At 44.0% G+C, this 2,111-nt stretch carries 3 protein-coding genes; 1 reads left to right on the top strand and 2 read right to left on the bottom strand.

All coding sequences use genetic code 11. The features are described 5' to 3' along the window. The coding region (locus QT996_RS28355) for a hypothetical protein (RefSeq protein WP_333050825.1) at positions 1-199 on the top strand (199 nt) is incomplete at its 5' end. Between the two features lie 77 nt (positions 200-276). On the opposite strand, the gene QT996_RS28360 is transcribed toward QT996_RS28355, so the two are convergent. Continuing rightward, entirely contained in the window at positions 277-1,149 is an 873-nt protein-coding gene (locus tag QT996_RS28360; protein ID WP_333050826.1) for an MBL fold metallo-hydrolase, read from the bottom strand. A gap of 58 nt (positions 1,150-1,207) precedes the next feature. After that, a complete protein-coding gene (locus QT996_RS28365) occupies positions 1,208-1,741 on the bottom strand; it encodes a DUF1003 domain-containing protein (protein ID WP_333050828.1) in 534 nt (177 codons plus the stop codon). Positions 1,742-2,111: the final 370 nt, after the last annotated feature.

Genomic DNA, 2,111 nt, shown 5'->3' on the forward strand with positions numbered 1-2,111 from the left:
TAGCATCTATAACTGGATGGGATTACATTTTGTCAGCCCTAGCTACTGTTGCATGATTTTTGAAAATTGGTATTACACTTACAGCGAGGCGAATTTGCAGGCGATCGTCCGTCAGAGCGATTTAAGTGTCCGTGATACTGGATTTCAGGCAACTTACCCAGCTAATTCTATGACTTTGGTTGCGATTCCCAAAGCGTAATACAAAATCCCTCTTATTGTTAGTCCGCGTAGGCGGACTTTGTGTGTGTAGTAGCGGCTTCAACCGCCGAATATCTATTAAGCATCGACCATCCAAGCAAGACACTGTTGCATTTGCTCGCGCATTGTTTGTCGATCGGCATTATACCTGCGGCCGTGTCCCGGCAACACCCATTCAAACGAGTAATTAGCCAAATTTTGCATAGATTTGATTTGTTCCGGCCAAGAATACCAACAGACTTCGCGAAAGCCAACTAGCTGCTGCAAACTTTCCGACCAAGCAAGATGATCGCCGCTGAACAAAAACTTGTTATTGTAAAGCAAAACTGTGTGACCTTTCGTGTGACCGGGAACAGGTATAATCAACAAATCATCTGCGATTTGATGCTCTTTGCAGCCCGACAATTGAATTTCTACACTGCGAGTCCCCGCGTTAATTTCGTCAGCATGGAGAATGCGATCGCACCCAAAATGATCGTGGTATTGTTGATGATCTGCCACATCGTCGCGGTGAGTCAAGTACAGATAGCGAATGCCGCCCATTGCTTCTATATTTTTGACTAGCGGCGGCACAAAACGGGGAGAATCAACTAAAATGTTTCCTTCGGGGCGGACAATTAAATAGCTGGCTGCGGCGTAGGATTTCTCTGAGTGGTAGCCGCAGTGATAGACATTTTCTGCTACAAGTGCGGGCAACAGTTGCTGGGCTTCTTTTATCCTTTGGGGTTTTTCTACAGTGCCGATCGAACTTGTGGGACAAGACAAAAGAGCCGCGAGCGATCGCATTTCTTCACTTTCATTAGTTGGCTGGTGGTAAACCGCAGACTGTTCTCCCTCTTGACCAAATACTTCAGGTGCCATCCACCGACAAGTATCACAGTCAATGCAGGTACTGTCTACATAAAAGTTACCGTTAATATTTTCAGTACGCCTCTGATTAATGTTAGCCATTTTTCTACCTTTTAATGAAGTAAATAAATTCTGTTTTTTCACCTCCCGAGGAATCCCGCTATTTGCGAAAAATCTCTTCTATCCCCTGGAGGCATTGCTGTTGCTGTTCGAGCATTTTGGAAATTTCTACAATTTCTTTTTTACGCAAAGTATTGATTGTATTGTGCAGCAGTTCAATTTTATCGTGCAGCAGTTCAATTTCTAATTCTGCCTTGACATTTATTTGATAGTCGTGTTCGGCACTTTGGCGGTCAACTAGGGACTGGCGATTTTGACTCATCATAATGATGGGTGCAGTGTAAGCAGCCTGAAACGACAGCATCAAATTCAACAGGATAAAAGGGTAAGGGTCCCAGTGTTTTATCCACACAATAACGTTCAGGATAATCCACATTACTAGAAGGCTGCTCTGAATAATGATAAATCTCCAGGAACCGACAGTAGCCGCAACTTTGTCCGCAATGCGATCCCCGGATGACATCCGCTTAGGAGGCGGGTTTCGCGCTGGTTTTTTTTGCCGCAACTCTTGCAGCATTTCATATTCTTCAGGCAGTAGGGTCGCTTGCACTGTTGGGGACGGTTTTTGAGTCATAAACATCTAAAAATGTCGAAGTCTCTTTAAGTTTACATCTTGCTTCGAGGGAAATACCCTTACCCACGTTTCCCTCGCTTATAAATGTAGAATTAGGCTCGCAGTACAAGTCCCTAGCGAGGAGGAATAAAACACATTTTACCATATTTTTAAGTCGGTTGAAACTGACATTTTGCACCATTTTCAATAAGCTTTTTATGGGCGGGTTCTCTGATCCACCCCACAAGAAATTCACTCTGTGTGGAACAGGCTGGACGGTCTGTTCCACACAGAGTGGTGCAAGATGTTAGTTGAAACTGAGATCTTGCACCATTCTCAATTAGCCCTTGCATTTTGTGCCAAAATGTGAAAAAAAGGACGTATAAACAAT

It is taken from the genome of Microcoleus sp. S13C4, from assembly GCF_036700865.1.
Taxonomy (GTDB): Bacteria; Cyanobacteriota; Cyanobacteriia; order Cyanobacteriales; family Microcoleaceae; genus Microcoleus.

Coding starts and splice junctions, on each gene's coding strand:
- QT996_RS28360 (WP_333050826.1), bottom strand. CDS start 1,149: ATGGCTAACATTAATCAGAGGCGTACTGAAAATATTAACGGTAACTTT.
- QT996_RS28365 (WP_333050828.1), bottom strand. CDS start 1,741: ATGACTCAAAAACCGTCCCCAACAGTGCAAGCGACCCTACTGCCTGAA.